The sequence below is a fragment of the Lysobacter sp. ISL-50 genome (assembly GCF_018612875.1).
GTDB lineage: Bacteria > Pseudomonadota > Gammaproteobacteria > Xanthomonadales > Xanthomonadaceae > Lysobacter.
Map to the genome: position 1 here is coordinate 83,881 of NZ_JAGGRI010000024.1, position 26,146 is coordinate 110,026.

A 26,146-nucleotide genomic window follows, 5' to 3' on the forward strand; every position below is an offset into this window, starting at 1 on the left:
CACGCTCATGAAGCTCTACTACACCCCGCACACCTGCTCGTTCGCCCCGCATATCGTCTTGCGCGAACTGGGCATCGAGGCCGAACTGCGCCGCGTGCGCATCGGCCCGGACCCCATCGTGGTCGCCGACGGACGCGACTTCCGCGAACTCGGCGCGCTGGGCTACGTCCCGCTGCTGGAACTCGACGACGGCCGCGTGCTGCACGAAGGCGTGTCGATCCTGCAATACCTCGCCGACCAGCACCCCGACAGCGGTCTCGCCCCGGCGCCGGGCAGCGCCGAGCGCATCGAGTTGAACCAGTGGCTGACCTTCATCAGCTCCGAACTGCATAAACTCTTCAGCCCGTGGCTGTTCCATCCCGAGTACGGCGAAGCCCCCGCGCGGATTGCTCGCGAACGCTTGCAGCCGCGTTTGGCGCTGGTGGACCGCCATCTGGCCAAGAACGCGTTCGTGCTGGGCGAGCGCTTCAGCATCGCCGACGCGTACCTGTACACCATCGCCGGCTGGGCCCGCGTGTTGAAGATGGACCTGCATCCGTACCCGGCCCTGGACGCTTATCTGGACCGCATCGGCCAACGCGACAGCGTGCGCGACGCGCTGCGCCGCGAGCGCGAGGACGCACGCGCGCAACCCGAGCGAGCGCCTGCATGAAAGCCTCGACCGCATGGATGATGCTGATCGCCGCCGGCTTGATCGACGTGGCCTGGGCCTTGTCGATGAAACTCTCGCAGGGCTACACCCGGCCGTGGTGGACGGCGGCGTCGGTGGTCGCCTTGATTGCCTTCGTCTGGCTGCTGGGCCGCGCGCTGACCGCCTTGCCGGTCGGCAGCGCGTATGCGGTGTGGACCGGCATCGGCGCCGCAGGCACGGTGCTGATCGGTTCGATGCTGTTCGGCGAATCCATCACGCCGTTGAAGCTGGGCGGGGTGGGGCTGATCGTCGCGGGAATTTTGGTGTTGCGGGGGGCGCCGGCTTGATCGCTCGGACAGCAAGAGCAAATCCCCCCTGGCCCCCCTTTTTCAAAGGGGGGAATCCGTCTCGGGGATTTCAGTGGAGGCGACCGCATCGCTTCGGATAACCGGGACACATCGCCGCATCACCCACCACGCCCCCACCCGAAGCATTTCCCCCCTTTGAAAAAGGGGGGCCAGGGGGGATTCGCTCTTCCAGCCACCCGCCCCCCAACCAAACCCCACCGTATCCCCCGCCCCCAGCACCATTCATCCATAGCCAATACGAACTATCCCACCCCACCGACCACCCAAAGCAAGCCGAACCCCATCCCCCGTTTGTTAGACTCGACGCTCTAATCCGCCCCCCAACATTCGAGGCGCGGCCACGGGGCCGCGAGATAGATGAACCAGCCGCTTGCCAGCTCCCTGCACGACCTCCTGCAGAACGACCCCGACCCGACCGAAACCCAGGAATGGGTCGAATCCGTCCAGGCCGTCATCGCCCGCGACGGCGCCGAGCGCGCCCACCAACTGCTCGAAGGCATGGTCGAGGTCACCCGCCGCGCCGGCGCCCACCTGCCGTTCCAGCCCACCACCGAATACATCAACACCATCCCGCCGCACCTGGAGGCCAAGAGCCCCGGCGACGCCGCGATGGAATGGCGCATCCGCTCGCTGATCCGCTGGAACGCCATGGCGATGGTCGTGCGCGCCAACCGCAAGCCCGGCGACCTCGGCGGCCACATCGCCAGCTTCGCCTCCGCGGCCACCCTGTACGACGTCGGCTTCAACCACTTCTGGCGCGCGCCCTCGGCCGATCACCCCGGCGACGTCATCGGCGTGCAAGGCCACAGCTCCCCCGGCATCTACGCGCGCTCCTTCCTAGAAGGGCGCATGAGCGAATCCCAGCTCGACAACTTCCGCATGGAAGTCGACGGCCGCGGCCTGAGCTCCTACCCGCACCCGTGGCTGATGCCCGATTACTGGCAGGTCCCGACCGTGTCGATGGGCCTGGGCCCGATCAGCGCCATCTACCAGGCGCGCAACTGGAAATACCTCGAAGGCCGCGGCCTGATGCCGAAGTCCGACCGCAAGGTCTGGGCCTTCCTCGGCGACGGCGAAACCGACGAGCCCGAATCCCTGGGCGCCATCTCCGTCGCCGGCCGCGAAGGCCTCGACAACCTGGTCTTCGTCGTCAACTGCAACCTGCAGCGCCTCGACGGCCCGGTGCGCGGCAACGGCAAGATCATCCAAGAGCTGGAAGGCCAGTTCCGCGGCGCCGGCTGGAACGTCATCAAGACCATCTGGGGCAGCTACTGGGACCCGCTGCTGGCGCGCGACACCACCGGCAAGCTGCGTCAGCTGATGATGGAAACCGTCGACGGCGAATACCAGAACTGCAAAGCCTTCGGCGGCAAATACACCCGCGACAACTTCTTCGGCAAATACCCGGAGACCGCCGCGCTGGTCGCCAACCTGTCCGACGACGACATCTGGCGCCTCAACCGCGGCGGCCATGACCCGCACAAGGTCTTCGCCGCCTACCAGGAAGCCGTCAACACCAAGGGCATGCCCACCGTCATCCTGGCCAAGACGGTCAAGGGCTACGGCATGGGCGCGTCGGGCGAATCGCTCAACCCGACCCACGGCACCAAGAAGATGGACGACGAAGCCGTCCGCCTGTTCCGCGACCGCTTCAACATCCCGGTCACCGACGAACAACTGAAAGACGGCGCCGTCCCGTTCTACCACCCCGGCGAAAAATCGCCGGAAGTCGAATATATGCTCGAGCGCCGCAAGGCCCTCGGCGGCTTCCTGCCGCAGCGCCGCCGCAAAGCCAGCACCTCGCTGGAAGTGCCAAAGCTCGAAACCTACGACCGCCTGCTCAAGAGCACCGGCGAGCGCGAAATCAGCACCACCATGTCGTTCGTGCAGGCCCTCAACATCGCCCTGCGCGACAAGCAGGTCGGCCCGCGCATCGTCCCCATCGTCGCCGACGAAGCGCGCACCTTCGGCATGGAAGGCCTGTTCCGCCAGCTGGGCATCTACGCCCCGCACGGCCAGAAGTACAAGCCGGTCGATCGCGACCAGCTGATGTACTACCGCGAAGACACCACCGGCCAGGTGCTGGAAGAAGGCATCACCGAAGCAGGCGCGTTCTCGTCGTGGCTCGCCGCCGCGACCAGCTACAGCACCAACGACCTGCAGATGCTGCCGTTCTACATCTACTACTCGATGTTCGGCTTCCAGCGCATCGGCGACAGCGCCTGGCAAGCCGCCGACATGCGCGCGCGCGGCTTCCTGCTGGGCGCCACCGCCGGCCGCACCACCCTCAACGGCGAAGGCCTGCAACACGAAGACGGCCACGGCATGGTCCAGGCCGGCCTGATCCCCAACTGCCGCAGCTACGACCCGACCTTCAGCTACGAAGTCGTGACCCTGCTGCAACACGGCATGCAGCGCATGCTGACCGAACAACAGGATGAGTACTGGTACCTCACCCTGATGAACGAAAACTACACCCACCCCGACATGCCCGAAGGCAGCGCCGACGGCATCATCAAGGGCATGTATCTGTTGAAAGACGCCGGCAAGCCCAAGAAGGGCGAACTGCGCGTGCAACTGATGGGCAGCGGCACCATCCTGCGCGAAGCCATCGCCGCCGCCGAACTGCTGGACAAGGACTTCGGCGTCACCGCCGACATCTGGTCCTGCCCCAGCTTCAACGAGCTCGCCCGCGACGCCAGCGACACCGAGCGTTGGAACCGCCTCAACCCCGAAGCGAAGACCGCGCGCAAGCCGTACATCACCGAACTGCTGGAAGGCCGCCAAGGCCCGGCGATCGCCGCGACCGACTACATCCGCATGTACCCGGAGCAAGTCCGCGCCTTCGTGCCGATGCGGTACACGGTGCTGGGCACCGATGGGTTTGGTCGCTCCGATACCCGCGCCAACTTGCGGCGTCACTTCGAGGTTGATCGGCACTACATCGCGCATGCGGCCATTGCGGCGCTGGCGGCGGAGGGGAAGATGACCGGGAAGGATGTGGCGAGGGCTATTAAGCAGTACAAGATTGATGTGGAGAAGCCGAATCCGTTGGGGGTTTAATCTCTTGGCGAGAAGCAGAAAGGGCGGCCAGTTGGCCGCCTTTTTTTTGCGATATCAGCAACGCCACGCCAGTGACAAAAGCATGGTGTGGTTCAAGTATTGGAGCTTGCGCTGGCTTCCACTTACCAGATTTAATGGGGCTGGCTGGATCGAACTGAATTGAATTCTCAGCCATTTTCGAAGGATTGCTCAAAACGTATTTTGACGTACGAAACGGCCACCGTTGGTCGCGAACCTGATCGCTTGGTTCGTTACGTCAAGAAAGGAATCTTTTAGGAGGAGAGGGAATGGCAATTTTTAGCGTTCACTTCGATGGAGCAATTACAACGCGTGATCACAAAGTCTCGATCCGCGTACTTGCTAATACATATGAGCACATGCAAAGAGCTATAGATCGCTCATATTTAATTAACAAGCATGGCCAGGTATGGAAGCATGCTCGGCTAAAAGGGAATGAGTACGCCGAGACCGAATTTATTGCGGAATACCCGCGTGAAGGCGGGATAATTCTCGATGCTGCCCGCGAAGGCGCTGAAGCAATCATCGATCGAATTGCTGCGGCAGTTATTCCTTTGTTCGAGGCGTCCACGAGGCAGGGTGTTCAACTCGCTGAGTCTGTTGCGATTCAGTATCAAGATCGAATCGCGTATGTCGAGAATATGGGAAGGGATACACAAACATTTGAATCCTTGCTTGATGATCCTCCGGATATCTGGTCGAAAGCTTATTCGAGTAGGTCAATCGTGAAGGAGATCGATCCGCTTGTGAGTGTGATAGCGCATGACGAGAACAGCTGTGTCGATCTTCGGTTCGTCGGGAGTAACGTATATCAAGATATGCGATTTTCTCCGATCATTGCACAGAGATTTCATGCGATAGCCTCGAATCGACAGCTTGCTGCACCTGTCATAGTGCGTGCAAAAATCAGAGTGCTTGATCGCGGCAATAAGCGTGCGATGCCAAGCGCTAAGATCGAAAACATTGCGACTGGGCGTGAGGTGTCATTGCATCTCCAGGAACGTGCGGATTTTGATGTGCTTCATCCATATCACGACGGACGAGAGGTGCTGATGTATGCATCACCTCTGACTGAGGCTCTAGGCTTTGATCTTTATGGAGGCGATCTTGTGTTCCTGGACTTGGTTGGTTGACCGGTGTTTGAATCTCTCGCGACGAAATATTTAGAGGCGGCTTCGACTAAGTTGCCGTTACGATACTTTTTTTTGTTTGCGCTTGGGTTCTTAATAATTGCGGCGGATGAGGGTGGTCAAGTAGGTGTAATAGATTCGCTGCTTTCTTTGAAGCTTGTTGATCTAATGTCAGAAAAGTATTGGGTGAAACAAGCTCCGAGCTTAGGATGGGCTCTCTTTGCCTGTGTGTTTGTAATAACAGGCGCCTGGGTAGAGAAGGCCATTTCTAGCGGTCTTCTGAGGCTGAACGAGCGTAATAATAAATATAAGGAAAGTGTAAGGAAAATATATGAAAGTGCACGACTGCATCTTCCTCCTAGGGCAGAGCGGCAGTCCGAAATTGCATTGATAGAGGCGGCTTTGATGCCATCCATGAAGAGAATTAATCTAAGGACGTCGCTGGCTCAAACCAGTGGTGCATTGGGGGTGTTTCTGATCCTGCTACCTTGGGGATCTGTCCTGGATATGGTAGTTGGAGTGGTTCTTTTGATAGTGGCATTGCTGGCCGTTATTCGTTCAATGCAGATTTTCATTGCTGATTATTTTCCTTTAGCAGTCATGAGGAATATCCTTCAGGGGAGGCGAGAGATTGGAGATGTGGACACTTAAATTAGTCAGTATTTAATTGCCCAAAGGTCAGGATGATTTGGCCGGCGTTTCATTTATAAGATCACGACTCTACTTGGTTGCAAAAATACTCTAATTATCTGAGGGATGATGCAGTTAACTACTGATTTTCGTGCGGAGTATCTGCCTGGCATCGTTGCAAGATTTGACTCTTGGATCGATAGGGCAGAATGGATGCGGGTAGTAAAGAATGTGCGTAAGGAAATTAAGGGCAACTCATTTCTGGAGAGCTATTTGGCGGAGCTTCACAGGACGCCGCTGGCCCTGGAGAAAATAAAAAATATCATTAGTAGATTTGGTCACGGAGCTATTCATGCTCATATGTCTGGTGCTGAATATGAGACGATCGTTTTGATGGTTCAATTTGTTGATGTGGTTCAGAGGCTCGATAATAAAAAAGCTAGATCCTTAGCCGGACGAATGAATGGCGCGCTGAGAAATCCCGCTGACATGCGAGCGCTGCAGTTTGAACTCCAGGTAGCGACGCATCTTGTCAAGCGAGACTTTGAAGTTGAGTTCCCGGAAACGGATGGAAAAGGTATCTTTGATATTTTGGCGACGCGTGGCGGGAGGACGGCACCTCTAGAATTTGAATGCAAATTCATTACTGCTGATAAAGGGCGATATGTTAGCCAGCGAGAGGCGCTTGAAATAAATTCGCTCCTCGAAAAAGCACTGAAGAAGTATATTGGTGGTTTGAGGGTGGGCCTCGTCCTGCGGGTTATCTTCAAAGACAGGCCGCCAAAAAATATCGTAGATCGATTAGAGCTTTGCTCTCATGTCAAAGAGGTGATAGTTCTTGGGGCGGACTATCAGTGTGCCGATTACTCCATTCGCTTGAGTCAACTTGACCTAAAAAATTCAATATTTTCCTCCGGCGAGTTCTCTGAGGAAGATCTGACGTTATTTTTGAAAGGTCACGGCATCGTCAATAAGCAGGTGATGGTATTAGGCGTGAAAGGGAAGGGGGTTGTCGTTATTTCCTTGGAAAGTGAGAAGCCCAATAAATTTCTTAGTAGGGTCTTTGAGACGATTTCCGACGCCGCAAAGAGGCAGTTGACTGGCACTCACCCAGGCTGCATATGTGTGAAGTTTGATGATTTGAACGAATCGCAGCTCGTTGAGATAGGCCTTGAGCGAGATACTCCAACGGCTCTTCGTGCAGCAGCTAGCCGATTTCTCTCTTCTTCTGCTTCAAGCAACGTTGCGGTTCTTGCGTTTTATGCGGACGGAGAGCTGACTACATTGCAAGGCGGTGGTATCACTCGTGGTGGTAGGACATATCACTTTCCACGTGATTTACGCATGTTCGAAAACAACGATGCACTTAAGCGGGCTTTTCAAGACTGACAAAGGCTAAGGGGGGAGCGAGGCGATATGACGGATATAGACGCTCTCAAACGAGACCTCCGTAAGCGCTTGTTCTTATCGATCGCTCGCCGAGGGGGCGGCTCTAGTCGCCATAGCTTTCGCTGGTGAAAGCCTTGTTTAGGAACCAGTGATGTGTGCAACGAGTATTTCGATGGCTCGCGGCAATGGGCGGTTTTTGAGCTGTGCGGGCAGTGTGGTGGGAGGCGCTGCAAGACTAGACGTAGTGCGGTGCCTGATGATAAGAGCTTACGGCATCGCTCCGATTGGGTCGCCCATGAGATCATCAATCGGATCTGCACTCTTCTTATATCGCCGCTCAAATACCTGAGTACGGTGATAGCCCAAATACGACGCCTGCTTGTCGCTAAACAAACCGCAGTTGCGTCCGGGACGTAGATTCAGCCCTAGCCGTTTAGTGACATCGCTGGGCAGGTCGCCAGTTACAACTAGCTGGCCTCTGTCTTCAAACGTGATCCACCCGCGATCAAACAACAGATCGGCTTGCGGAGTCAGCAGCATGCCGTTATGGCCGTCGGTGCGCTCGTTGCCACTGATGCAGTCGGCCCACGGTTTGATGTGGCTAGCGCGCAGGAAGCGCAGGTCTTGAATGCCGGTCAGCCGGCACTGCTTCTCTACGCCGAGCAGGCGCCTACGGAACAGGGCTTGCTTGTCGCGAACCTCCACCAGCCGCGTAGACACCGTGCTGCTGAGAGCCTGATACGGTGCGGGCGATTCGGCGATTCTATTGCCGGCAAAGAAAGCGGCGTCTTCCACCGGCACAAGGCGAAAGACGATGGCGGTGCGCAGCGGGCCCGGCGTAGAGGGAGTGTCGGGTCTGCGATAAGACGACTGTTTGACGAACTCGCCCAGGTATCGGTACGGCTTGCCGCGGCCCATCATCTGAAACAGCAACAGCCGCTTGCCGTCGGCTACGTGTTGCTCAATGGCTCGGTTACCTCCGATGTACTGCATGTCACCGCTTTGGCCTTCACCAAAGTAGTGGAAGACTCGGTTGTCATCCCAGAAGTCGTCATAGCCGTGCGACTTACCTGCCTCACCGGTAAAGGCGATGATGAAGGGCTGATCTCTGGGCGTAGAGATTCCGCCCTGCCGTTGGCCGCCCAGCAGCCCATGAATGTCCGTGCCGCGGTGGTAAAGCGCGCCGACTTCAAACGGGAGTTCGATCACGGGCAGCTCGCCATGGTTGCGTCCAATGCGGGGCGGCAATGCCGCTAGTCTTCTAGCAGGCCGAGCAACATCTTTTGCTTCTTAGCCGGCAACCGACGATAGCGGGATAGCAAGGCCTGCTCGTCCTGAGTATCCGCAAAGCGAGGCGAGGGCTCGTTGCCCTTGCGGGGCTTATCGATCTTTGTCGAACCCGACTTCTTACCCGTAATCAGCCAGTCCAATGTGACGTTGTCCTGACCAAACACCTGCAAGAACAGCTCAAGGTGCCCCAAGTTTGGCTCGGCCCGCCCAGTCTCCCACTTAGAGACAGTCGCGCCCGTGACTTCGAGTTCGAAGCCCAGTTTTTCTTGAGACCAGCCGCGCGCTTCGCGCAGGCCACGCAATCTTGAGCCGAAAGTGTCCATGCCTGAAGTCTGACCAAATCGGCAAGGAGTTTCCTTTCCAAAACGGTTGACACGCATGTTTCCTTATTGGAAAGTGTGGGCGTGTCCGATCTGGACATGTCAGCCGGTCTTCGTTGCCGGAACGCAGAGGAGTGGAAGCATGGATGCCGTCACAAACCCCCGTCTCCCAAATGCCCGATTCGTGCGTTACCTAAAGCCGGGCGACAAGCCTGAGCTAGCGACGGTGCAGCGCATTGCAGATGAACTGCGTGTGCCAATCGCATACCTGTTTACAGACTCTGATCTGCTCGCCCAAATGGTTCTAGCCTTTGGGTTGCTGTCGGAAGGACAGCAGCGCAAAGCTTTGGCACAGATCAAACAGCAGATATTTCTGGTTCGGAGTTCGCACACCTAATCGCACTGAGTCAGGGCGCCTTAACCAAGGCACGCAAGCAGTACGCGTCCTACACCAACGGCGACCCGGCCTACCTCGATGATCTGTCCACCTATCAGAGCGGATCGCACAAGGCCTGGGCAGCCTCTCGCGATGCCGACGGTTTGCTGGAACCATTCGCTCAAGGCATGTCGCGTCGCGAGGCGGCGGACATGACGGAGGCTTGCCGTGTGGAGTGGACTCGGACGCGCATCGTTTATCTCAAAGAGTTGTTCTCTTCGTTCAAGTAGCCAGAGGACTGCAGTGCCGGGCCATGTTTACAACCCACTGTACGCCGCACCCATTCTCGGGGCGCGTATGGGTCAGTAGTTTTGTGTGCTTTAAGCGGACTTAATCCGCCACCACGCATGATTTAGCTCCTGAATCGAACCGCGTTCTCCATGCGCTTTGCGATGACTCGCCTATGCTCCCCGCATCTATCAAACGGCTGATGCAGGGAATGCGCAACTATCAGTATCGCCATACGTCTTTTCTTTCGAGTCGCGCGACGGTCGCGCTGCTCGCATTGAACTGTATTGCTTTGACCGCGTGTGCTCACGGGTCGAAAAATTCAGCCGACACTGTTGCCCCCAAGGAGCCCAAAGACATGACGTCATCCAGCGATTACAAGCTAAGTTCGCTCGCGGAATATCCTGAGTTGACCCCCGGCGAGGTGTCCAGAAAATTCCTCAAGTTCCTGGTTTCTTTGGACAGCGCCGACGACCTTTCGGTTGCGGCTGTTTCACAGGGACTCGGCCTTCCCCTGAAGCGGACCATCTCAGATGGCTACGCCTTCCGCATCGTCCTTCCCGAGAGCGGCTGGTCTTATGGCGTCGACTACCTCGAGCTGGCTCGCATGACGAAGAAGACGCTCAGTCTGGACTTCGCCAACAAGACGGCCGGTCAAGATGCAACACCTGTTTGCGAAGTCGGCTTGAACGACTTCGTCTCCGAACTCAAGCGTGCCGGGTACTCCGGTGGGCCTGAGTACGGGGAAATCGGGCAGCTGGAAAATTACTCGTTCAGGAAGGGAAAGGTAGATGTTCTGATTCGCGAGTGGGGTGTGCCGCTGTCGCGCGACGGCGCAGCCACCAGGGCTTGCGTCGAATCGGTTTCAGTTCATAGCGCGGAGTAAGCCGTGAGCAGGCCGAATCCGCAGTTGGAAGCCGCGATCGCTCGGTTGCAAGAAGCATCCCAGCAGAAGGTATTGGAGGCGGCCGAAGTTCCGTCGTGACGGATCACGTTTACTTCCAACCGCATGACGGCAAGCATCAACAAGGTCTTCGTGTACGCATACCAAACGGAGCCACATATTTCACCGCTTTTTGCCATGGTCGTCGGCGATCAATGCATAAAGTCGGCAGCGGTTGTTGTTCATCGAATGACAGCTCGCTTATGCTCAACGAATCCTCTCTGCCTGCGGTGCAAGCAATGCGCAACTTTCAGTTCCGCTGTGTCGCTGCAGCCGTTTGTCCCCACGCAGTCGCGTTCGCGCTGATCGTCCTGAATGTTCTTGCCGTCAGCGCTTGCGCTCACGGCCCAGCACCACCAAGCCACGCCGCTAATACACAGGAGCCCAATGACATGAAGTCGAACGAATATCACAGGATCAGCGACGCCGCGGAGCACCCTGCGTTGCCGCCCGAAGAGGTAGGGCTGAGGGTATTGAAACTATTAGAGGGCCTGCGTTCCCTGAGGGGGCTGACTGGTCAACAGGTGATCGAGCGAACCGGACTGCCGCTAAAGCTGGCTCCGGAGGCTGGCGTTTATGGATTCGCGGTCCGCTTACCCGATTCGGGCTGGTTGTACTACACGGCCTATCAGCCGGCCGATGACAGCAGGGAAGAGCGGTTGTACTACGAAGTGCGAAATCCCGCTAACCGCAACAGCGCGGACATGACACCTGTATGTAAGCTCGACTTCGGTGCCTATGCGGACGCCCTGAAACGAGCCGGTTACAGCATCGGCGAGGAGCGCAATGAGATCGGAATGTTGGAGGAATATATTTTCCATCGTGAAGGTTTGACGATTCGGATAGGACCCCGAAACCGGACCGCAGGAGATATTGATGCACCCTTATGTGTCGAACGCCTGACTGCTTATCCGGCGGATTGATCCATGGCCAGACCAAACAAAGAGCTATCCAACGCCATCGACCGGCTGTGGGCGGATCCGGCCGCTATCCCTGATCAGATCGCTCAGTTGCGCGATGCACTCGTCTCGGACAGCAAGCTGCTGGATCGCATGAACGACGAGGCCAAACTGGGGCATATCAAGGCCTTCGTCATCGGTGAAGAAGGGCTGGCGGGGCGCTACGATATCCAATCAGGCACGGTGGTATTGCCAACTACTAGCTTTCGTCCATCGGGCATCTCTGCTTCGGAAGATTTGACTGCTGTCTTGAAGCTTCAGGACATGTCCGTGAGATTCGGAAATAGCGTCTATGCGGATAGGTCGGGCAGCAAAGTTCCTGTCTCGCAGGAAATGCTTGGGAACTTGCAGCACTCGATCAACCAGTCGCCGGTGTTGGCGGCGCAAATGAAAGCGGCGGTCAGCGCCGAGCCTTCCCCGCACTTGATCAAGTTCGACATCCTTGATGCGGGTTTTGGCGCGGGTGCGACTTATGACGGCGACAGCAAGTCGATCAGCATTCCAGCCGCAAGATTGCAGAATTCGTCCCCCATCAATAAGGACGGGTTCGATCCGTTCAGCATGGTGTACACGATCGCGCATGAAACCCAGCATGGGTTCAATCATGCGGCCAAGCGACAGGCCTACGCTGTATTCGATCGCGAGGTTCGGGATATCGCACGCGACAAGAACCCAATCAACGACTACACCGCGCCCATTGGCAAGTTAATCGGCGCCGGTCGCGAAGACGAAGCCAAGGCCGAAATCGCAGGATGGAATGCGGTGGCCAGCATGGTGAAGCAGGCCAAACCGCAGGCTGATCTGAACACAATGGGGCAGGTAAACAACGTACGAGGCTATCTCTTCGTCGAGATGAACGCAGCTACGTTCAAATTCGAGGGGCGTCCGGGGCTGACATTCGGACCTGGGCTCAACCTCGAACCGACGGCGGCCAACGTCGAGACTATGGGCAAGAATTACTTCGACCGGGATCCTTTGAACACGCCGGGCAGGACCGCCCGTGAAGTGTCCACGCTCGGTCCGCACAGGGAGGCCGACTACGCCAACTACTACGGCCGCAATGCGATCGAGCGGATCATAACGATCGACAGGAAGAACTCGCGCGCGATCGACGGGGTCGAGCCGCAGATGCATATCGATATGACGGCTTTGCGGCTCAACGAACGGTTGATCGAGCGATTAGGGTTGGAGATCGACCCGCATCCGCAACAACGGCAGGCCTATTACGACACCAGCCAATCGCCGCCCGCGCTGCAGCACTTCGATCACACCAAGACGGGCCCCAGCTTGAACCAGCATGTGCCCATCGATCCGGCCTTCTTGGTGGATGAACCTGTGGTCGAGAACCGCGACCGTTTGACACCGGCACAGCACGGACATCCCGATCATGGCCTTTACACGCAGATCGCCACGCAGGTGCGCCAGCAGGATCAGCAGCACGGACGTCAGTGGGACGACGCCAGTGAGCGGATGACGGCCAGTTTGTTAGCGCTGACGAAAGAGAGCGGTCTATCCCGGGTAGATCACGTGGTCTTCAGCACCAAGAACGAGCACGTCGCCGCAGGCGAAAACGTCTTCGTCGTACAAGGGCGGCTAGACGATCCGGCCCACCTCAGCGCACATATGAAAACGGACGAGGCCGTCCGTACACCGCAGGCGGCTTCGTTCGAAAAGTTGGAGGCGATCAACGAGCGTATCGCCCGGCAGACGGCCCAGGCCCAGACGCTCGGGCATACGCCGGAGGGAACGCCCAAGGGGCCGGGCATGGGGCGATGACGGCACTGCGCTATCAAGAGGGCCAAGACGTCCGGCTGGGCGACAGCGTTCACTGGGGATGCGACGCGCGCGGCGTGGTCGTGGCCATGCTCGCCGAGCAGGCGGCGCTGCCTGGCTACGTTGCGGCGGATTGGGCGTATCTGCAGCGCGGCTGCATAATCGAGGCCTCCGCGTCTGGACTGGTCCATTACGATGCCGAAGGTTTGGCGCAGGACGAAGACCTCGTATTGCTCGCCCGCGCGACCTGACCGCCATCGCCGCACGACGGCGAGCTTAAAGAACCGGGCATCGCCACCGTCGAAATGTCAGGTCGGGCAGGTGACATTGTCCCGTTGTTTTCCGAGCGCCTGATGATACTTTTGCCCGGCACTCGCCCGGGCCCCGTTTAAACATGTGATCGGGCATGCGGCGACGCCATGAGACGATCGTGCATACGCCTCATGGCCGGCAGGCGCCTACGCAGTGCGGCGCTCTGCGCGACTTCAATGCACGTATCCGCTCTGAAGACAGGAGAACGGCGATGGTCAGCAAGAACGCGATCAGCAAGAACACGGTGTGTCTGTGGTACGACGGCGGCGCCCTGGACGCCGCGAAGTTCTACGCGCAGACGTTTCCGGACAGCTCGGTGGGGGCGGTGCATCACGCGCCCGGCGATTATCCCGACGGCAAGCAGGGCGACGTGCTGACGGTCGAGTTCACGGTGATGGGTATCCCGTGCATCGGCTTGAACGGCGGGCCGATGTTCAAGCACAGCGAGGCGTTCTCGTTCCAGGTCGCGACCGACGATCAGGCCGAGACCGATCGCTTGTGGGACGCAATTGTCGGAAACGGCGGCAAGGAGAGCGAGTGCGGTTGGTGCAAGGACAAGTGGGGGCTGTCGTGGCAGATCACCCCGCGTGCGCTGACGGATGCGTTCACTAATCCGGATAAGAAGGTGGCTAAGCGCGCGTTCGACGCCATGATGAAGATGCAGAAGATCGATATCGCCACGATCGAGGCCGCTGTCCGCGGCTGATCGGGCACGTGCGACGGCTGTGCGTTAGGCCGCGACTGAACAGCGGTTTCGCGGCGGAGCCGATGCCAACCTCTTCGGGTTTGCCGAACCACCGGGATGCGGCTTGAGCCGTTTCCCCGTGGTTCGGCCGCGCGCCTGCCGCATCGGTGCCGAAACCCGGATTTCTGCGCCTGGTCGAGCCGGGGCGTCGTCGATCGAACCGCGGTTGTCTTGATCCTGTCATCCCCGTGGCATCGAATCGGCGGTATGGCTCAAGCGCCGGGAGACGACGATGGCCAGGTTCCGTATTCCAGTCTCATGCCGGGTTCCGGCCGTTTCACGTGGGGCGGCGCGGTGCCTGGCCTGTCTTTTGTTTTTGCCGGCGGCATGGTCGGCGTTCGCCGGCGAACCGGCCCCGCAGTGGCGTTTGCTCAGCGACAAGGACGGCATCCGGCTCGAGGCGCGGCGCATTCCCGGCGAGCGTTTCGATGAGCTTCGCGTCACCACGTCGCTGAAGGCCGCGCCGAAGACGGTCGCGGACTATCTGCTCGGAAAGTATCTCGACGAAAAGAACAAGAACATCAGTCGCACCTTCATCCAGCGCGGGCCGGACATGGCGCTGTGGTCGGATGTGCTCAGCACCTCGGTCACCAGCGATCGCTGTTACTCCATGCGCTTCGAGCGGCACGCGCTGGCCAACGGCGAGATGCGGGTGAAGTTCGTGTCGCTCGACTATGCCGGCAGGACGCCGATGCCCGACTGCATCGCGCTGCGCGCACGCGGCGAGTGGACGATGACGCCGACCGGCAGCGGGACGCGCTTGACCTACGCTTCGCTGACCGACATCGGCGGCAGTGCGCCGGCTTTCCTGGTGCAGCGTTCGCTGTCGTCGGCCGCGTTGTCCAGCGTGCGCAAAGTGGTCGCGGGCGCTTCGGGACTGGCGCTGCCTCGGGGCATCGGCGACTGAGCGCTGGCTTCGCGAATACCTGCGACAACCGCTGGGCCGGGCAGACCCTGGAGGCAAAATGCAACGACTCGCATGATCATCACGGCGAGTTGTCGCTGCATATCTTGTACGGGAAGAATCTGCGCTGATGCGGTTGGACGGGCGCAGGCCTCTAATTGTTTCGAGGTCCATGTTGTCTTTGGGTGTGCGGGGCGATCTACCGGTAAAGGCAAATCCCCCCGGCCCCATTTTTCAAAGGGGGAGATGACAGCAACGGCAACAACAACAGCGAGCGCGCCGGGCGTCAATCAATGCCCCCTTTGAAAAAGGGGGCTGGCGCCGAAACCGCCTGTTTCAGGCGAATCCAACTGCGCCGGGGGATTTGCTTTTACGCTTCAATCGCCCACCCACCCGACGAAAACCCAACCTCAAAGCGCGACAGGCTGCTGCTGCGTCACGCAATGCACCATCCCGCCGTTGCGATACAGATTGCGCACATCGATGCCGATCACGCTGCGGCCCGGATACAGACCTTGCAGGATCGACTTGGCGACGGTGTCGTTGGCGTCCTTGTACTCAGGCACCAGCACCACGGTATTGCCGACGTAGTAATTCACGTACGAGCCCTTGTAGCCCAGCGCGTAACCGTAAGAGGTCACGACATTGCGCGTGGTCAGCGGCAGCTGCACGATGCGGTACGCGGCGTCGTCGACATCGCTGGCGCGGTACACGCGGTCGACGTCGGCGGACGACAGACCCCATTCGCGCAGGTCGTCGCGGCTCATGGTCACCAGCGTGTTCGGCGTGCCGAAGCGGGCGAAGCCGTCGATGTGCATGTCGGTGATGTCGTCCTTGCCGCCGGGCGCGCCGTCGAGCCAGATGAACTTGGACACGCCCAACTGGTCGGCCAGCACCGCTTCGAGTTCGGCTTCGCTCAAGGCAGCGTTGCGATTGGCTTCGCGGGTGGAGCTGCGCGTGGCCATCAGCACGCCGCGACCATCGACTTCGATCGCGCCGCCTTCCAGCACCACGTCGTTCAAGTCCACGCGCGGCAGGCCGAGGCGGGCGGCGACGGTGGCGGGCACGGTGTCGTCCTTGCGGTACGGCGCATCCAGGCCCCAGCCGTTGAAGCCCCAATCGGTGATGGTGAGCTGGTCGTTGCGGTCGTAGACGAAGATCGGGCCGTTGTCGCGCACCCACACGTCGTCGGTGGGACGGATCAGGAAGCTCACGTTCGACAGCGCGACGCCGGCGGCGGTGAGCATGTTGCGCACGCGGGTCTGCTCGGCGGCGTCGTAGACGACGATGTGCACGTTCTCGCTGGCGACCAGGGCTTTGGTCATCGCCACCCAGGTCGATTCGATCCGGTCGCGATAGGCGCGGCCGAAGGTGTAGGCGTGCGGCCATTGCAGCCAGGTGCCTTCGTGGCGCGCGGTTTCGTCCGGCATGTAACCCGACTGGGCGCGGGCGGTGCCGGGGGCGGTCAGGGTGAGGGCGCAGAGGACGCCGGCGACCAGCGGAAGCCAGCCGGCGCGGGGGAGGGCGGTGTGCATGGAGGAACCTGTCTGGGGTGGGTGAGCTTGGAGGCGCACCTTAGCCAGCGAAGCTGACATCGAGCTGATACCGTCCGGCCGGCCGCCGCCGCTAGAGGGCCAGTTCCGCCCGTGCGCCGCCGCCGGCGCGGTTTTCCAGGCGCAATTGCCCGCCGTGCAACTGGGCGATGTGCTGAACGATCGACAACCCGAGCCCGCTGCCGCGGCTGCCCGGGCCGGTGACGAAGGGCTCGCGGATGCGCTGCAGCAAGGTTTCCGGAAAGCCTGGGCCGCGGTCTTCGACGATCACCGTGCGGCCGCTGACGGTCACCGTGATCGGCTCGGAAGCCGCGTCCGCCGCCGCATGCAGCAAGGCGTTGTCGATCAGATTGCGCACCGCGGTCTGCACCAGCCGCAGGTCCACGTTCACCACCGACTCCTCGCCGTGGAAGACGATTTCGCGCTCCTCCGGCAGGATCGCTTCGACCAGCAGATCCAGCCGCACCGGTTCCCTGTTCACCGGAGTTGCCGCCGCATCCAGGCGCGCCAACAGCAACAACTGATCGATCAGGCCGGCGGTCTGCGTCGCCACGCGTTCGATCTTGGTCAGCACCTGCGCCGGCGGCTCGCGGCCGTCGTGCGCGGATTCGCACAAGGCCTGCAAGCGCGCGACCGGCGTGCGCAACTCGTGCGCGGCGGCGGCGATGAAGCGCTCTTGTTGCTCGAACGAAGCGATCGCTGGCCGCAGCGAACGCCGCGACAGGACGTGGCCGACCAGGATGCCGAACGCGGCCAGCGCCGCGGCGATCAGCAGCGTCCAGCGCACGAACGCGGCGTGGGTGGCGTCGCGCGCGCTGGGATCGGCCAGCACCAGGATCGCGGCGATGGGGCGGTCGCGATCGTCGTAGGTGACCTTGGCTTGCAGCAGGTAAGCGCGGCCGCGACGGTCGCGGCCTTCGTCGGCGAGATCGTCGCCGCCGCGAATCACGGTGTCGGCCAGCGCGAAGGGTTCGGCGAGATCGAAGCGCGGGTGTTCGGGGCGCAACAGCACCCGCGGCGGCGGGCCCTTGCCGATCACCCAGATGTCGCTGCCGCCGTCGATCACGCCGGGTTCCTTGCGCAGCACTTCGTCGTGAAAGCGGCCGTCGGCGTCGAACCATGTCAATCCGTACACCGCGGTCGCGCGCAGCCGCAGGTTGGAGGCGAGATCGAGCTGGGTCAGCCGCGCGTGCGTGGCGATGGCGACGCCGCACAGCACGATCACGCACAGCAGCCACGCCGCGGTCCAGACGGCGGTCAGGCGCAGGTGCAGGCGCCGCAGCACCTGCTCACGCCGTCGCGTCATCGCGTCCGTCCAGCAGATAGCCCGCGCCGCGCACCGTGCGCAGCAGCGGCGGGCTGCCGAGTTTGCGCCGCAGCGCGGCGATCAGCACTTCGTCGGCGTTCGACGCCGGCTCTTGGCCTTCACCCCAGCAGCTGGCGATGATGTCGTGGCGCGCGACCACGTGCCCGGCGCGCTCGGCCAGCAATTGCAGCAGGGCGAATTCCTTCGGACGCAGCGGCAGCGCGATGCCGCCGCGGCGCACTTCGCGGCGTCCCAGGTCGACTTCCAGATCGGCCACGCGCAACACGCTGGGCCGGATCGCGCCGCCGCGCCGGCCGATCGCGCCGATCCGCGCCATCAGCTCGTCCATCGAGAACGGTTTGATCAGATAGTCGTCGGCGCCGCCGGCGAAGCCGTCGATGCGATCATCGACCGCGTCGCGCGCGGTCAGGAACAAGGCCGGCGTGGCGATGCCGCGCTGGCGCCATCGCCGCAGCGAGGCCAGCGCATCGCCGTCGGGCAGGGTGCGGTCGAGCACGAGGGCGTCGTAGGCGTACGACAGCACGAAGGACTCCGCGGTCGCCAGATCATCGGCTTCGTCCACGGCGTGCCCGTGCGTGCGCAAGCGGCCGGCGACGGCTTCGCGCAGATCGGTCTGGTCTTCGAGTACGAGCAGGCGCATGGCGCGAGCTTAGCGCCGCCGGGGTGTTCCGGCACCGGCTGGAGGGCGGGCGTGCCTGGAGATGGGTAGCGCAAACCGTCGTCTGATTCGGCGAGTCTGGCGAAGACGCGCCGGCGATTTCGCCGCCGGCATGCACGCAATTCGCCTTCCGGCCCGTGCCATAAACGCCAAATCCTGCAGTGGCGCCCGATGCTGCAAAGCACAATAATGCCCCCATGACCCCCGCCAGCCCCGTCCGCACGGACAGTCCCGCGCCGATCCTGTCTCCCCGCCAGATCACCCTGATCCTGTTCGCCCTGGCCATGGGCGGCTTCGCCATCGGCACCAGCGAATTCGTGGTCATGGGCCTGATCACCGACATCGCCCGCGCGATGGGCGTGAACGAGCCCGCGGTCGGTCACGTCATCAGCGCGTATGCCTTGGGCGTGGTGGTCGGCGCGCCGGCGCTGGCGATCCTCGGCGCGCGCATGTCGCGGCGCAGTCTGCTGCTGGCGTTGATGGGCTTCTATGCGTTCGGCAATCTCGCCAGCGCGCTGGCGCCGGGTTACTACAGCTTGATGTTCGCGCGCTTCGTCGCCGGTCTGCCGCATGGCGCGTATTTCGGAATCGCGGCCCTGGTCGCGGCGCGGATCAGTCCGCCCGAGCAGCGCGGCGCCGCGGTCGGGCGGGTGATGTTGGGTCTGTCGGTGGCGTTGTTGCTGGGCAATCCGCTGGCGACGTGGTTGGGCCAGAACTTCGGTTGGCGCTGGGCGTTCGGATTGGTGTCGTTGATCGCGCTGGCGACGGTGACGATGACCGCGCGGGTGTTGCCGCCGGGCATGCACGCGCCGCGTCCGGACGCGATGCGCGAGTTGCGCGACTTCAACCGCAAGCCGGTGTGGCTGGCGCTGGGCATCGGCGCGATCGGCTTCGCGGGCATGTTCTGCGTCTTCAGTTATCTGGCGCCTACGCTGGTGCACGTGACCGGCGTGCGCGAGTCGTTCATTCCCTTCGGCCTGATCGCGTTCGGCATCGGCGGCATTCTCGGCACGCTCGGCGGCGGCTGGTTGTTCGACCGCCTGCAGTTCCGCGCCGCGGCGTGGATTCTGCTGTGGTCGGCGGCGATCCTGCTGCTGTTCCCGCTGGCCGCGCGCTCGGTGTGGACGGTGCTGCCGGCGGTATTGGCGGTCGGCACGATGGGCGCGTTGGCGACGGTGTTGCAGGCGCATCTGATGGACGTGGCCAAGTCGGCGCAAACGCTGGCGGCGGCGTCCAACCATTCGGCGTTCAACATGGCCAATGCGCTCGGGCCGTGGCTCGGCGGCATGGCGATCACCGCCGGCTACGGCTGGACTTCGACCGGCGTGGTCGGTGCGATCACCGCCTTGGCGGGATTGCTGATTTATTTCTGGGCACGCAGCGACGCGCAGCGCACGCGCACGCTGGCGGTGGTCAACGAGGCCGAGTGATTCCGGCGCGCCAGCGCGGGGCCGACGTTTTCCCAAAGGCATCCGCAATTCCCCGCGGCTGCCGTATCCTTGCGCCATGCCCACCTATATCGCCCTGCTGCGCGCCGTGAACGTCGGCGGCACCGGCAAACTGCCGATGGCCGAGCTGCGCGCCATGTGCGAGGACGCCGGTTTCCTCGATGTGCGCACCTACATCGCCAGCGGCAACGTGGTGTTTCGCAGCGCTCTGAGCGCGAGCGCGGCGCAGGCGGCGTTGGAGAAGCGGCTGGCGGACTATGCCGGCAAGCCGGTCGGCGTGATCGTGCGCACCGGCGCGCAGATGGCCAAGGCGCTGGCGGCGCAGCCGTTTGCGCATGCCGCGCCCAATCGCGCGGTGCTGATTTTCCTCGATCAACCCCCGCCGGCCGATGCGCTGGCCGCGGTCAAGCACCTTAACGGCGAAGAGATCGCCCTGGGCGAGCGCGAGATCTACGTGCACTACGGCGACGGCATGGCCGATTCCCGGCTGGTCATTCCCGCGGCCAAGACCGGCACGGCGCGCAATTTGAATACGGTCGCCAAGCTGATCGAAATGGCCGGCGGCTGAGCGGCGCCGCGCCATAAAACCGGGCAAAAGTCCGCTCCGGCGGCCCCGGCCGGTTTAAGCCGGCCGCGGCCCGTACTAGACTGGGCCCATGCGAAATCCCCTACAAGATCAATTGCTCAAGGCCGGTCTGGTCAAGAAGTCCCAGGTCGCCCAGGTCGCGCGCGAGCAGGCCAAGCAGCGCCAGGGCAAGGCGCCGCCGCCGCCGAGCGCGGAACAGTTGGAGACCGAGCGGCTGCGCCTGGAGCGCGCCGAGCGCGATCGCGCGCTGGCGGCCGAGCGCAACGCGCAGGCGCGCGCGCACGAGCAGCGCGCGCAGATCCGCCAGATCGTCGAGACCCACAAGATCAAGCGCGAGGGCGAGATCTCCTACGGCTTCACCGACGAAGGCAAGATCAAGACCGTGCTGATCAACCCCGCGCTGCGCGCGCAGTTGGCCAGCGGCGCGCTGGTGATCGCGCGTCACGAGCCCGGTTACGAACTGCTGCCGCGCGCCGCCGCGGAGAAAGTCCGCAGCCGCGACCCGTCGATGATCGTGCTCGATCACGCCGAGCCCAAGAGCGAAGCCGCGGTCAGCGAGGACGATGCGTTCTACGCGAAATTCCAGGTGCCCGACGATCTGATCTGGTGATGCGCGAACCCGCGGCGACGTTCACGCCGCCGCCGCACGCCGGATCGACAATCCACGCACTCGACCCGCGCGGTCGGCAACCGCTACCGTAGGCATCGGCCGCCCGCCTGGGAGTCTGCGATGTCCGCGCAACTGCAACACCTTCCCGCGTATCTGCAACGCCTGGATTTCGAGCGCGCGCCGCCGCCCGATCTGGACACCCTGCGCGAGTTGCAACGGCGCCACACGGCCGTATTCGCCTTCGAAACCATCGCCACGCTGCTGCAGGCGCCGGTGCCGGTGGATCTGCCGTCGCTGCAGCGCAAGCTGCTGCACGAAGGCCGCGGCGGCTATTGCTACGAACTCAATCGCATGTTCCTGGCGCTGCTGCAGGACCTGGGCTTCCAGGCGCGCGGCCTCACCGGTGGCGGTGCTGCGCGACGAGTTCGAACTGCGCTTGCCGGCCGATCCGCAATTTCCGGCCGCGATCGAGCGCAGGCTGCAGGCGCAGGCGGCGGAGCGGGCGGCCGCGCAATCGGCGACGTGATTGACGGGCCCATCGGCGAGGTGATCGACGGGCCCATCGACGAGGCGCTCGATAGCCGGTTCCATGTCGTTGCTTCGGTTGTCGAGCCGCCATGCTTTTTGCTCGTCATTCCCGCGAACGCGGGAATCCAGGGCCGTTCGTGCGAGAACGCTTGAAGCCGCTGGATTCCCGCGTTCGCGGAATGACGGGCTTGTTTCGCAGAGATTCGAACAGGCGTTCAGCGCCGCCTGAGCTTGCCGATCTCATCCAGCTCCGCCTGCACGCGCGCCTGCTGGTAGCGATAGATCGCGCTGCGCCGTTCGGCCAACGCCTGGATGTCGCGGACCAGACGGTTGTATTCGTTCGCGTCGCTTTGCCGTTCGAAAATCAGCGCGTTGCCGCGCAACTGGACGTGGCCGAGCCGGGCCTCGGCCAGCGCATAGATGCGCTCGATCTTGCCGATGGCCACGCGCTGGTTGTTGAGCAGGGCGTTGTCTTCCTCCAGCCCGCGCGCCGCGTTGCGGTCGTGGCTGGCGATGACGGCGCGGCCTTCGGGCAGTTCCGCCGCCAGCGCGCGCAGACGCTGCTCCAGCTCGGCCTGACTGGTGCGATTGATCGCGAGCGAGTAGTTGAGCAGGGTGATGTAGCGCCGGATGTCCGCGCGGCCGGAGCGCAGCCCCTGCGCGCTGAGCAGGTGTTCGGGCAGCAGCAGGTCCTGCAAATGCAGCGCGGCGATCCGCGCCTCGACCTCGGCCTGGCGATAGCGGCTGCGGCCGCCGACTTCATCCACGATCACGTGCATGCCGCTCAACAGTTCTTTCGCGTTGCGCGCCGGCGCCAGGCGGGTGTTGGCGGCGGACGGCCGCGTGGCGAGGCTGCCGGCGTCGGGGACGTTCAAGCGTTGCTGCTCGCGCACCAGCAGTTCGCGGCTGTCGGCGGAGAGCCCGCGTTCGCGCCGCTGTTCGCGCAGGCTCTGGGTGACGTCGTCGGAGACCAGCGAACACACCCACAGCACCATGATCAGCACCACCAGCGCGAGCAGGAGCCGCTTGAACACGGCATTGGAGCGCCAGGCCCGCCACATCGACGGCGTCGGGCTGAAGCCGCCCCAGCCGGGCAGCACTGCGCCGCAGCGCGGGCAAATGCGCGAGCCGGCGGGGACGTTCGATCTGCATTGCCGACAAACGATGCGAAGCCCCCGGCCTGCGCGGCCTGTGTTGATGGAAGACAGATGCGGCGTGCGCCGATCGCGATCCAGTGGCGGCCGGCCGCGATTCGATCATGCACCGGGCGCGTTTCGATAGCGCGCTCATTATCGATCAGCCGCGCCGGCGGCGGCCAGCCCGGGTGTCGCCCGGTTCGCCCGCCGGCGCCGGCTGCGGCCGGCGGGGGCTATGCCGGCGTATCCGCCCGGGCCGCCGTCAGGACTCCGGTTCGCAGACCGCGCAGTCGCCGGTGAACAGTTTTTCACCGTCGCGGTCGCGATCGAGCACCGCGCGAATGCGCGCCTGGCGCTGGTTCACCAAGGCATCGCGCGGCGCGCCGTAACGTTCGGCCAGGTCGTACAGCGCGGTCGCGTTCTCGATCGAGCCGCCGACCAGATGCAAGGTCGCCCAATCCATCAGCAGGTTGGCGACCACCGGGTCCTTGGGTTTGACGAACTGGGTGCGCTCGAACAATTGATAGCTCAGCGAGCGTTCCAGCAAGGCCGGACTGACCCGGCGGCCGTCGTTGCCGACGGGCATCGACGGCATCTTCGGAATCAGCGCGCGGCTGAAGCCGAGCCCGGCCACCGAGCGATGATCGAGATAGCGCGGATCGCGCTTGAGCGCGATCTTGGCCTGCAGGATGCGCGCATGCAGCCATTCCGAGCGCTGGTGTTCGTTCTGGTTGCGGCGGATGCCGATGCGGATCCAGCGCAGCGCGACCTCGTCGTAGCCGGCCAGTTCCAGCGCCGTTCCCAGATTGGCCGCGGTCTGGTGGCGGCCGGGAAAGCGCCGCTCGACGTCGAGGAACTGGTTGATGGCGTGCGCATAGCTGCGCCGGTAGATCAGCGCCACGCCCAGATCGTTGAGGTAGACGAACTGCGGTGACTTGCGCGCGCGTTCGACCGCCTCGGCCAGTTGCCGGTCGGTCGGCACGGCGCCGCGGGCGTCGTCGGACAGGCGCGCGGTCATGTCGCTGCCGGCCACGAACCAATCGGTTTCGAAGGTGAGGCCGCGGATGTTGGTGCCGATCTCGTTGATGCAGGCGTGGGCGGCGGCGGGCAGCAGCAGCGCGGTCAGCAGCGCCGCGCGCCAGCGCCGCGGTCGGGCAATGAACATGGCGGTCTCCCCTTCGGCCACGTCCGGGTGGCGCGAATGCGATCACGTTAGTCGCCCCACCGCGGGAAACCAAGCCCGCGCGGACGGACGGCGATGCGATCGCGCCGTCAGCCGCGGACGAACACGCTGGCCAGCGTCGCCACCGCCGCTTCCGACGCGGCGCGATCGACAGTGGTGTCGGCATTGCCGAAATCGCCCGGTGCCTGCGCCTGCACCAGGATGCCGTCGCGCCGCGAGACCACGTTGAGATTGCGATTGGGGCAGGCGAGGTTGTAGTTCACTTCCGGCTGCGGAATCAGCCGCGCCGTTTGTCCGCGCACCGGCGTCAGCGAGTCGTCGCCGAGCAGCGCGCGCGCCGTAGCCGGTGGCGTTGATCAGGGTCTTCTCGCGCGGGGCGGCGAAATCGCGCGGGCTGGCGAACTCGTGCGGCTCGATCTCGCCGCCGGCAAGCAGGTACTCGTCCATCAGCATCCGCGCGTAGGCGCTGAGGTTGAAGGTCATGCGGGTATAGCGGCGCACTTCGGCGAAGGCGAACGGGTGCTGCCCGGGCTGCAGCGGTTGCGAGCGCGGGTTGAGATCGCGGATCAGCCGCGATTCCAGCACCGGGTACTGCGGTTCGCCGTCTTCCGGCGAGGCGATCTTGGGCGCTTGCGGCGGATCGATCAGTACGTAGCCGTCGGCCCATTCCACCGGCAGCCCCGGCAGGCCGAGCAAGGTCTGATAGGTGCGGAACGAAATCCGGGTCATGTCTTCCCAACTCTGTTCGAACTGCGGCGTGGAATGTTCGGCGGTAACGATGCGCGAGCCCGGCGACCAGGTGCCGGCGGCGTAGTAGGACGGAACATTGGGCAACCGGTCCTTGGCGTAGATGCGTACGCGCAGGCCCGCGCGCTGCGCGACCAGCGCCGTGGTCAGGCCGATCGCACCGCAGCCGATCACCGCCAGCCGGGTTTCGCCGGTGGCCTGGGCGAGCCGCACCGCGTGCGTGGCCGCGCCCCACGACAGCGACCAGCCGGCGCCGCCGTGACCGTAGTTGTGGATCACGGTCTTGCGGCCGAAGCGCTCGGCTTCGATGCGCGGGCCGCGCGCGCGGAACGGCCGCGTGCAGGCGTCGATCGCGATGATGCGCTCGGCGCTGGCGCGGATCGGCGCCAGCGGCGGCGGCGCGGCGAACGGCGGCGGTTGCGCGGGCGGCTGAGCGAGCGCGAGCGAAGAGGCCTGTTGCGCCGCCGCGCCGCCGGCCGAGAGCGTAACCAGCGCGGCGCCGGCGCCGCGCAGAAAATGACGACGTTGCATCGATGACCTCCGTGTGCCGCGCGCAACTGCGCGAACGGCCTGCGGCGATGTTAGCGCACGGTGATGTCGGTATGAATGGCGGCGAAAATCGCGATGGCGTCGGCCGCTGCGCCGTATTCATTCATCGCTTAAGCAACAGCATGAATGAACGCGCGCTCGTTCACTTCTCGTTTGCACGGCGTAACGAGAATCGAATCTCCCCACGCACAGGAGGATGTCATGAAGCGATATCTGCTGGCGCTGGCCCTGGTGGCCTGCGCCCCTTCCTTCGTAATGGCCCAGGGCGCGCCGACCGCGCTGACCGAACATCAAATCCGTACTCGTCTGGCCGAACAGGGCTACACCAAGATCAACGATCTCGACTTCGAGGACGGCGTGTGGAAAGCCGATGCGCGCAGCGCCAACGGCAACCGCGTGCAGGTCAAGCTGGACCCCCGCAGCGGCCGCGTCTATCCGAACGAGCAGGTCGCGCAGATGAGCGAGCGCGACGTGCGCGCGGCGCTGTCGGCGGCGGGTTACACCGACATCCACGACGTCGATTACGACGACGGCATCTGGCTGGCCAAGGCCGACGATCCGGCCGGCCGCGACGTCAAGCTCAAGCTCGACCCGGACAACGGCAAGATCTTCGGCGTCGAGAAAAACTGATCCCCGCCTTGAACCGGTTCATGCCGATGTAAAACACCGCGGCCGCCTTCGA

The 26,146-nt window shown here is 62.8% G+C and carries 25 protein-coding genes and 1 pseudogene; 18 read left to right on the forward strand and 8 right to left on the reverse strand.

Translation table 11 applies throughout. The features are described from left to right. The first annotated feature begins 7 nt into the window (after positions 1–7). The 6 genes from J7J50_RS15165 to J7J50_RS15190 all read left to right on the forward strand — a co-directional run bounded on the left by J7J50_RS15165 (position 8) and on the right by J7J50_RS15190 (position 7,229). Positions 8–652, forward strand: coding sequence for a glutathione S-transferase C-terminal domain-containing protein (locus J7J50_RS15165; protein WP_057941477.1), 645 nt, complete (start codon positions 8–10; stop codon positions 650–652). Next, a complete protein-coding gene (locus J7J50_RS15170) occupies positions 649–978 on the forward strand; it encodes a multidrug efflux SMR transporter (RefSeq protein WP_215056795.1) in 330 nt (109 codons plus the stop codon). Before J7J50_RS15165 ends, J7J50_RS15170 begins: the two co-directional genes overlap by 4 nt. A 378-nt stretch (positions 979–1,356) precedes the next feature. Continuing rightward, positions 1,357–4,062 (forward strand): pyruvate dehydrogenase (acetyl-transferring), homodimeric type, encoded by a 2,706-nt coding sequence (gene aceE, locus J7J50_RS15175; RefSeq protein ID WP_215056794.1) that lies wholly within the window; start codon positions 1,357–1,359, stop codon positions 4,060–4,062. Positions 4,063–4,349: 287 nt separating this feature from the next. Further along, positions 4,350–5,213 carry a hypothetical protein gene (locus J7J50_RS15180; protein ID WP_215056793.1) on the forward strand — a complete coding sequence of 288 codons (864 nt, stop codon included), beginning with the start codon at positions 4,350–4,352 and terminating at the stop codon, positions 5,211–5,213. Between the two features lie 3 nt (positions 5,214–5,216). After that, positions 5,217–5,861, forward strand: coding sequence for a hypothetical protein (locus J7J50_RS15185; protein WP_215056792.1), 645 nt, complete (start codon positions 5,217–5,219; stop codon positions 5,859–5,861). A 105-nt stretch (positions 5,862–5,966) separates the two neighbouring features. Continuing rightward, positions 5,967–7,229, forward strand: a complete 1,263-nt coding sequence (locus J7J50_RS15190; protein ID WP_215056791.1) for a hypothetical protein — start codon at positions 5,967–5,969, stop codon at positions 7,227–7,229. A gap of 267 nt (positions 7,230–7,496) precedes the next feature. On the opposite strand, the gene J7J50_RS15195 is transcribed toward J7J50_RS15190, so the two are convergent. Then, positions 7,497–8,438: an HNH endonuclease gene (locus tag J7J50_RS15195; protein WP_215056790.1), complete on the reverse strand. Its 942-nt coding sequence runs from the start codon at positions 8,436–8,438 to the stop codon at positions 7,497–7,499. A 44-nt stretch (positions 8,439–8,482) separates the two neighbouring features. Then, on the reverse strand, positions 8,483–8,899 hold the full coding sequence (locus J7J50_RS15200; protein WP_215056789.1) for a helix-turn-helix transcriptional regulator: 417 nt from the start codon (positions 8,897–8,899) through the stop codon (positions 8,483–8,485). Between the two features lie 82 nt (positions 8,900–8,981). Here J7J50_RS15200 and J7J50_RS15205 point away from each other — a divergent pair, with 82 nt between their 5' ends. The 7 genes from J7J50_RS15205 to J7J50_RS15235 all read left to right on the forward strand — a co-directional run bounded on the left by J7J50_RS15205 (position 8,982) and on the right by J7J50_RS15235 (position 15,142). After that, positions 8,982–9,236, forward strand: coding sequence for a hypothetical protein (locus tag J7J50_RS15205; RefSeq protein WP_215056788.1), 255 nt, complete (start codon positions 8,982–8,984; stop codon positions 9,234–9,236). 478 nt (positions 9,237–9,714) lie between these two features. Continuing rightward, positions 9,715–10,389: a hypothetical protein gene (locus J7J50_RS15210; RefSeq protein WP_215056787.1), complete on the forward strand. Its 675-nt coding sequence runs from the start codon at positions 9,715–9,717 to the stop codon at positions 10,387–10,389. A gap of 449 nt (positions 10,390–10,838) precedes the next feature. Beyond that, positions 10,839–11,369: a hypothetical protein gene (locus J7J50_RS15215; RefSeq protein ID WP_215056786.1), complete on the forward strand. Its 531-nt coding sequence runs from the start codon at positions 10,839–10,841 to the stop codon at positions 11,367–11,369. 3 nt (positions 11,370–11,372) lie between these two features. Next, positions 11,373–13,181, forward strand: coding sequence for an XVIPCD domain-containing protein (locus J7J50_RS15220; protein WP_215056785.1), 1,809 nt, complete (start codon positions 11,373–11,375; stop codon positions 13,179–13,181). Continuing rightward, positions 13,178–13,429 carry a hypothetical protein gene (locus J7J50_RS15225; protein ID WP_215056784.1) on the forward strand — a complete coding sequence of 84 codons (252 nt, stop codon included), beginning with the start codon at positions 13,178–13,180 and terminating at the stop codon, positions 13,427–13,429. Before J7J50_RS15220 ends, J7J50_RS15225 begins: the two co-directional genes overlap by 4 nt. Before the next feature lie 272 nt (positions 13,430–13,701). After that, on the forward strand, positions 13,702–14,196 hold the full coding sequence (locus J7J50_RS15230) for a VOC family protein (RefSeq protein ID WP_215056783.1): 495 nt from the start codon (positions 13,702–13,704) through the stop codon (positions 14,194–14,196). Positions 14,197–14,545: 349 nt separating this feature from the next. Next, positions 14,546–15,142: a hypothetical protein gene (locus J7J50_RS15235; RefSeq protein ID WP_215056782.1), complete on the forward strand. Its 597-nt coding sequence runs from the start codon at positions 14,546–14,548 to the stop codon at positions 15,140–15,142. Positions 15,143–15,549: 407 nt separating this feature from the next. Here the strand turns inward: J7J50_RS15235 and J7J50_RS15240 are convergent, their stop codons facing one another. The 3 genes from J7J50_RS15240 to J7J50_RS15250 form a co-directional block, all read right to left on the reverse strand. Further along, positions 15,550–16,674, reverse strand: a complete 1,125-nt coding sequence (locus J7J50_RS15240; RefSeq protein WP_215056781.1) for an agmatine deiminase family protein — start codon at positions 16,672–16,674, stop codon at positions 15,550–15,552. A 91-nt stretch (positions 16,675–16,765) separates the two neighbouring features. Then, the gene (locus J7J50_RS15245; protein ID WP_215056780.1) at positions 16,766–17,998 is read right to left on the reverse strand and encodes a HAMP domain-containing sensor histidine kinase; all 1,233 of its coding nucleotides are present in this window, start codon (positions 17,996–17,998) and stop codon (positions 16,766–16,768) included. Next, positions 17,982–18,659 (reverse strand): response regulator transcription factor, encoded by a 678-nt coding sequence (locus J7J50_RS15250; RefSeq protein ID WP_215056779.1) that lies wholly within the window; start codon positions 18,657–18,659, stop codon positions 17,982–17,984. Before J7J50_RS15250 ends, J7J50_RS15245 begins: the two co-directional genes overlap by 17 nt. A gap of 215 nt (positions 18,660–18,874) precedes the next feature. On the opposite strand from J7J50_RS15250, the gene J7J50_RS15255 reads away from it, so the two are divergent. The 4 genes from J7J50_RS15255 to J7J50_RS15270 all read left to right on the forward strand — a co-directional run bounded on the left by J7J50_RS15255 (position 18,875) and on the right by J7J50_RS15270 (position 22,002). Continuing rightward, entirely contained in the window at positions 18,875–20,107 is a 1,233-nt protein-coding gene (locus tag J7J50_RS15255; RefSeq protein ID WP_215056778.1) for an MFS transporter, read from the forward strand. Positions 20,108–20,183: 76 nt separating this feature from the next. Further along, entirely contained in the window at positions 20,184–20,693 is a 510-nt protein-coding gene (locus J7J50_RS15260) for a DUF1697 domain-containing protein (protein WP_215056777.1), read from the forward strand. Positions 20,694–20,781: 88 nt separating this feature from the next. Further along, positions 20,782–21,321 (forward strand): DUF2058 domain-containing protein, encoded by a 540-nt coding sequence (locus J7J50_RS15265; protein ID WP_215056776.1) that lies wholly within the window; start codon positions 20,782–20,784, stop codon positions 21,319–21,321. A 120-nt stretch (positions 21,322–21,441) separates the two neighbouring features. Next, a complete protein-coding gene (locus tag J7J50_RS15270; protein ID WP_215056775.1) occupies positions 21,442–22,002 on the forward strand; it encodes an arylamine N-acetyltransferase in 561 nt (186 codons plus the stop codon). Between the two features lie 62 nt (positions 22,003–22,064). On the opposite strand, the gene J7J50_RS15275 is transcribed toward J7J50_RS15270, so the two are convergent. From J7J50_RS15275 to J7J50_RS15285, 3 genes and pseudogenes are all read right to left on the reverse strand, one after another. Then, complete coding sequence (locus J7J50_RS15275) at positions 22,065–22,949, reverse strand: hypothetical protein (protein ID WP_215056774.1); 885 nt, start codon at positions 22,947–22,949, stop codon at positions 22,065–22,067. Between the two features lie 298 nt (positions 22,950–23,247). Beyond that, complete coding sequence (locus tag J7J50_RS15280; RefSeq protein WP_215056773.1) at positions 23,248–24,150, reverse strand: hypothetical protein; 903 nt, start codon at positions 24,148–24,150, stop codon at positions 23,248–23,250. Between the two features lie 107 nt (positions 24,151–24,257). Further along, positions 24,258–25,446, reverse strand: a pseudogene (locus J7J50_RS15285) (FAD-dependent oxidoreductase). Between the two features lie 219 nt (positions 25,447–25,665). On the opposite strand from J7J50_RS15285, the gene J7J50_RS15290 reads away from it, so the two are divergent. Next, positions 25,666–26,094: a PepSY domain-containing protein gene (locus J7J50_RS15290; RefSeq protein ID WP_215056772.1), complete on the forward strand. Its 429-nt coding sequence runs from the start codon at positions 25,666–25,668 to the stop codon at positions 26,092–26,094. Positions 26,095–26,146 lie beyond the last annotated feature (52 nt).